Here is a 5753-nt window from a genome sequence, read left to right on the forward strand (position 1 = left end):
GCAGAGCTGGAAGTAGTAAATAACGTAAAAAGACCGCAGCAGTTGGGAAATGTAGGAGAGGGTGGAAGTAAGACAGTAAAGTATTCACCAATCAAACCTTGTAATGAAATTAGTCAAGAAGTAGCAGAATCTTTTAATGGTGCAACATTTACAAAAACAACGTTGACAGAAGATACAGTTATGTATAGAGTAAGTGGTGGTAAAGCAGGAGAGGTTGGTTCATATGTATCAAGAACGCCTCAAGGAGGAGGATTGCAATCACAATTGGATTTAGCATTAAATCCTTCGTGGGGAAATACAACAGAAAATATTACCAAGGTTGTTGTTCCAAAAGGAACCACAATTTATGAAGGTATAGCGGCACCACAAAATATATATGATAGTCTTGGAAATGTGATAGGAACATTGCCAGGAGGTGGAAATCAAGTATATATCCCAAAAGTGGAAGCGGGGTGGTTTAAATGATAAAATGTGAATGTAGTGAACGAATAGGAAGTGTTATTAATTCATATAAATTATATGAAGATATTAAATTGTTTTTTGAAGAACAGGTAAAAGAAGATATATTTTCAGAAGTACCAGTAGGAAAGCCATATTGTGATGGATTTGAGTGGAAAGCAGATAAATGGTACAAGTGTAAGTGTTGTGGATGTCTATGGGAAATTAAATATCCTGATTTTCCAGCAAAAGGTTTTGTTCGTAAGTTTGCTGATGGAATATATCACCAGAAGGAGATAGGGAAAAATGAATATTAAAGAACCAATTAGTAATCTTAAATTAGTCGAGGCAATTGAAGGATTAAGTAACAATAATGCAACACAACAGAAATTTTTTACAGAATTTGCACAAGCTAAATTACTATGCCCTGCAGATATTCATTTACAAAACAGTTCGAAAGATGGTAATGAAATAGTTGTAGGTGAAGGGTCTTCAATATCTATAAAGCATTTAGAAGATACAAAAGGTAATAAGTTTTTAATTGCATTTACTGATTGGGAAGAATTATATAAATGGAATTCCTCAAAAGAACAGCAAACAGTTATTTTTGGTTATAAGGATTTTCAAAACATTATGAAAGAATCGAGAGATGTATATACAGGAATGGTAATAAATCCTTTCGGTGCCAATATTGTGATTACGCTTCCAATGCTTGATGGAATGGAAAATGATTGTATAATTAAAAAAGAAGAACAGGTGTTTATAGGCATTCCAGCTGAATACCCAACTGAATTGATAAATGAGCTATGTGTATATTTTGATAAAGAAAAGAGTGTTGATAAGGCGTTTTTATTATGGATGGTAAGGGGTGAAGAAGGAAGCTATTTACTAATATTGGATTCAAAAGAAGAACCTAATAGTCTATACCCAAGAGTTGGAAAATTTTGCATTAGATTTTTAAGAGATAAGATGCTTGATATGGTTTCAGCGGATTCGGATTTTGGAAAGAATGCAATTAGAGAATACAAACCATTTTATGAAAGAGATTAATTTAATTATGGTTATACTTTAGGACTTCAAAAATCCCTAACTCAAAAAGCTACTTTAATCTCTGTCTGTTCACGAAGTGAATGACATACAGAGATTAATAATAGCTTTTTGTCATTTACCTAAAGGGGAAAGGACTCCTTATGGCGAAATTTGCCCTCAGGTATACAAAAGGATTTGTCCGACAATTTATATTGAAGATATTGTGAGGTATTGATTTTACTAACCTGTTGCAAGCTGGGAATTTTCACCCTTCCACAGAACTATTGTTTGCTAAAATGCTTATAGACGCTGTGAGATAGCCAATTTCTGTGAATGATAAAAAATTACAAGAAGAGATTTCGTTACGAGTTTAACAAATATTCATAACATCATATTTTCTTAAAGTGGCATACCAAAATCAAGACAAGCCAACTAATTGTTAAGAAAATGCCTTATTCTGATATCTTGAATAATTTTAAGACCTAGGATAAGAAATTTAATCAGTACACCTATACGAACGATAGAACTACATGAGCAGTTGGATCAGGAATTATTAAATCTTATCACAGAAGTTCAGAACCATGAGAGCAGTACCGTGACAGCACTGGAGAATTCCGTGGAATTGTTACTATCGAGTCTGAATACCTGTATTGCAAAAATCGGATTGAACACAGCTGCAATTGCAAGTTATGAAAGCAACAGCTTTTATACAGATAAGGACGTGTATGCACTTGCCAATATCAGTGAATTGTTTTATCAGCAGCATGAAGACAATAAAGATGTATATGATGCAATCTGTGAAGCGGAACAGAACCAAAAGGATGCAGCGGAAGAACGTGAGACGCAGGGAGTGTGGAAGACCGTTGCCGGAGTGGGTTTGCTTGTAGTAGGCGGAGTATGTATAGTCGCATCATGGGGAACAGCAACACCAATTGTTGCAGCCGCAGAGGGTATTGTTGGAACCGGAACGACTATTTTTGGAGTCGCAGATTCTGCGGAAGGTGCCCAGGATATTTATTATGGAAGCATCGGAGATATTGACAGTACCGCAGTAAATGACTTAAAATATGTGGTATTCCAAGGAAATGAGGAAGCATATTATCTGACAGAAAGTGTCTTTGCATTTGCAGCATCCGCAATGATTCCGATCGGTCAGGCGGCCTCAGCAGGAAACCTGACATTTCGAAGTGGAGCAACAATCGTTGCAAAAGAAGGAATTGCAACAGCAGCAGGTGCAGGAGCCCAGAAGTATACGACGGATTTAACTGGAAACCAGACCGCAGGAATGTTAGCAGGTATGGCAGCAAGTATGGCAACTGCGAAAGGACTGAATGGAATTGAAGCAGGAGCGAAGAAACTGGCGAAACCGAAGCTTGGAGATGTTGGAGACGGCGGAGGTTCAGCGTTTGCAAGAAATAATTTAAAATCTGTGTTAGCTAATGAAAGTTTGACATTAGATGAGTTTAATACACTTCGTTTAGCAGATGTAAATGAATTGTCAGCAGAACAAATTGGAAAATTAAAAAATATAAGAGAAGCAGTGCCTAAGATTGATAGTAATACAGTGATTCAAAAAACTATTCCCTTTGAGGATATAGGAAAATACATAGGAGATGACGGATATAGTACTATCAGAGGCTATATAGCAAGATATGATGATGTTTCACATATTCATGGTTATGATAATGTTGTAGAATCATCAAGATTAGACTATACAATAAATAGTGATATTAGACCATATCCAGAAGGTGGAAATGCATATGGTTATATTAAATTTATGACGGATGATGTGGATAGGATTGGAATACCGTATGGAACAGAATTTGGTGGGGGAAATACAGACCCTGCCCCATGTACACGTAATGGATTTACAGGTGCAAGGAATGGAGAAGTTATTCCAGAATGGACAGTTGATGGTAACCTGGAACCAATAGAAGGTGCTGAATTGCATAGGGTAATTGATTCAGAAGATTCTATCGTAGCTATTTTTGATGGCGAACATTTCAGAGAGGTGAAAAAATGATAAAAAATGGAAAATATGCTTATTATAAAGGAAATGAATATAAATTTTCAAGAGATGCTGATGGTAATTATATTATTATAACATCAGATCTAAAGAAAACTGATTGTACATTTAAAGATAAATATAATACAGGAGTATACAGTAAATTAGTGAATATATCAGATGTAGATGAAATTTACAAAATTGCAACTTATGGAAAGGTGAATGAAGAGAGGGTTTCAATTATAAAGGAAAAAAACGGAGAATATTTGGTTAGTACAAATGACTGTAAGATAGGGGAAAAGCTGAAGTTGGATCGAGTTGACAAATATGCATATGAGGGATGGTTAAATTCAAATATAGTAAAGCTTGATGAGGAAAAACAAGTTATAAAATAATTGGTTTACATGAGCAGTTGGATCAGGAGCTATTGAATTTTATTACAACAATCCAAAATCAGGAAAGTAGTACCGTAACAGCGCTGGAGAATTCTGTAGACTTATTAATTTCGAGCCTGAACAGCTGTATTGCAAAAGTAGGGTTGAACCAGGGAACAATTGCAAATTATGAAAGCAACAGCTTTTATACAGATAAGGACGTGTATGCACTTGCCAATATCAGTGAATTGTTTTATCAGCAGCATGAAGACAATAAAGATGTATATGATGCAATCTGTGAAGCGGAACAGAACCAAAAGGATGCAGCGGAAGAACGTGAGACGCAGGGAGTGTGGAAGACCGTTGCCGGAGTCGTATTGGTTGGTGTTGGGGTGGCATGTATTATTGCAACTGCAGGTGCAGGAGCCCAGAAGTATACGACGGATTTAACCGGAAACCAGACCGCAGGAATGATAGCAGGTATGGCAGCAAGTATGGCAACTGCGAAAGGACTGAATGGAATTGAAGCAGGAGCGAAGAAACTGGCGAAACCGAAGCTTGGAGATGTGGGAACTGACGGTGGCGCAGTATTAAATGATGCGGATGTGGGTTCGGCTGTAAATGGTGGAACATCAAGTAAAATAGGATATGAATATTTAGATGACCAATTAGGTAACTTAAAAGATAAAGTTAAAATAAATCAGTATCAATCAGCAGAAAGTGTTAATGCTTGGTGGGAAGCAAGAGGTTATAAATCACCTTACAAAGAGAAAACTGTTGTACAAGATATAACACTGACAGAAGATACAAAATTTGTTCGAGTATATGACGGTGTGAATTCAAATTTAGAGGGTGGATGGGTTATGAGAGCCGAGGATATCAAAGGACTTACACCTAAAGAAATTCAAGCTAAATTTGCATTAGAGTATGAACCTAAATTTATTGGAGAAGTAGAGCTGAAAGCAGGAGATACAGTACGTTTAGGTGAGGTTGGACCTAATTTTGGATTTGATGGTGGTGGAATACAAATAGATTTACAACAGCAATGGATTGGTGATTTTACTGAACTTGGAAAGATTGAAGACTGGAGGTAAATATGAGAGAAGTATCTATTGATGGTAATATTTTAAATATTGGTGGTACTAAAATCACTGTAAAATATCCAATTAAACAAGTTGAAAGCATCAGTGGAAAGTATGTTGTATTGTTAAAGATTCCACGAGTAGAACTAGGAGCAGAGGAACTTAATAATATTTTGTGTTATAATGAAAATGGCGAAATGTGTTGGCGAATAAGTGACAAATTACCGTCTAATATTGTCAGCAAAGAGCAAATTCCATATGTTGCAATTCAAATTATGAATGGGAAATTATATGCTACTGATTTCTGGGGGAGAAAGTTTAATGTTGATGTAGAAAATGGAAATTTAATGGATGTAAAAATAGTACGTTGACAGAATAAAGCAGAGAATGTCATAGATATAACAAGGTTGTAACATTTTCTTTGACGATTCTCAAACACCCATGTTACAATGGCACGCAACAGGGGGTATAAGGGGGATGAAACGCCCTCATAATACCTAAACAAAAACACAGAATCGGAGATGTTCTATTGGTGATAACCGTCGTTTTATCAGCAGCATGAAGACAATAAAGATGTATATGATGCAATCTGTGAAGCGGAACAGAACCAAAAGGATGCAGCGGAAGAACGTGAGACGCAGGGAGTGTGGAAGACCGTTGCCGGAGTCGTATTGGTTGGTGTTGGGGTGGCATGTATTATTGCAACTGCAGGTGCAGCGTCGCCCATTGTTGCAGCGGTTGGAGTAGCTATGGAAACCGGAATGACTATTTATGGAGTCGCAGATTCTGCGGAAGGTGCCCAGGATATTTATTATGGAAGCATCG

General features: G+C 36.7%; 7 protein-coding genes and 1 pseudogene. All 8 read left to right on the top strand.

Going from position 1 to position 5753, the window contains the following annotated elements:
• Positions 1–465: hypothetical protein (locus DWY37_RS15905; RefSeq protein WP_199650075.1), on the top strand; the 465-nt coding region annotated here is incomplete at its 5' end.
• Complete coding sequence (locus DWY37_RS15435; protein WP_117699323.1) at positions 462–755, top strand: hypothetical protein; 294 nt, start codon at positions 462–464, stop codon at positions 753–755. The genes DWY37_RS15905 and DWY37_RS15435, both read left to right, overlap by 4 nt.
• Positions 745–1488 carry an enhanced serine sensitivity protein SseB gene (locus DWY37_RS15440; RefSeq protein ID WP_117699322.1) on the top strand — a complete coding sequence of 248 codons (744 nt, stop codon included), beginning with the start codon at positions 745–747 and terminating at the stop codon, positions 1486–1488. Before DWY37_RS15435 ends, DWY37_RS15440 begins: the two co-directional genes overlap by 11 nt.
• 517 nt (positions 1489–2005) lie before the next feature.
• Positions 2006–3490 carry a hypothetical protein gene (locus tag DWY37_RS15445; protein WP_117901614.1) on the top strand — a complete coding sequence of 495 codons (1485 nt, stop codon included), beginning with the start codon at positions 2006–2008 and terminating at the stop codon, positions 3488–3490.
• Entirely contained in the window at positions 3487–3867 is a 381-nt protein-coding gene (locus DWY37_RS15450; RefSeq protein WP_117690461.1) for a hypothetical protein, read from the top strand. The genes DWY37_RS15445 and DWY37_RS15450 overlap by 4 nt, the downstream gene beginning before the upstream one ends.
• Before the next feature lie 32 nt (positions 3868–3899).
• The gene (locus DWY37_RS15455; RefSeq protein WP_117842366.1) at positions 3900–4940 is read left to right on the top strand and encodes a hypothetical protein; all 1041 of its coding nucleotides are present in this window, start codon (positions 3900–3902) and stop codon (positions 4938–4940) included.
• Positions 4941–4942: 2 nt separating this feature from the next.
• Positions 4943–5299: a hypothetical protein gene (locus DWY37_RS15460; RefSeq protein WP_117842365.1), complete on the top strand. Its 357-nt coding sequence runs from the start codon at positions 4943–4945 to the stop codon at positions 5297–5299.
• A 273-nt stretch (positions 5300–5572) separates the two neighbouring features.
• A pseudogene (locus DWY37_RS15465) lies at positions 5573–5753 on the top strand (T7SS effector LXG polymorphic toxin); the annotation flags it as partial.

Source organism: Roseburia sp. AF25-13LB, assembly GCF_003478915.1.
Classification (GTDB): Bacteria; Bacillota; Clostridia; order Lachnospirales; family Lachnospiraceae; genus Roseburia_C; species Roseburia_C amylophila.

Excerpts from the sequence above, each read along its gene's own strand:
- DWY37_RS15435 (WP_117699323.1), top strand. The coding sequence starts at position 462 with ATGATAAAATGTGAATGTAGTGAACGAATAGGAAGTGTTATTAATTCA.
- DWY37_RS15440 (WP_117699322.1), top strand. The coding sequence starts at position 745 with ATGAATATTAAAGAACCAATTAGTAATCTTAAATTAGTCGAGGCAATT.
- DWY37_RS15450 (WP_117690461.1), top strand. The coding sequence starts at position 3,487 with ATGATAAAAAATGGAAAATATGCTTATTATAAAGGAAATGAATATAAA.
- DWY37_RS15460 (WP_117842365.1), top strand. The coding sequence starts at position 4,943 with ATGAGAGAAGTATCTATTGATGGTAATATTTTAAATATTGGTGGTACT.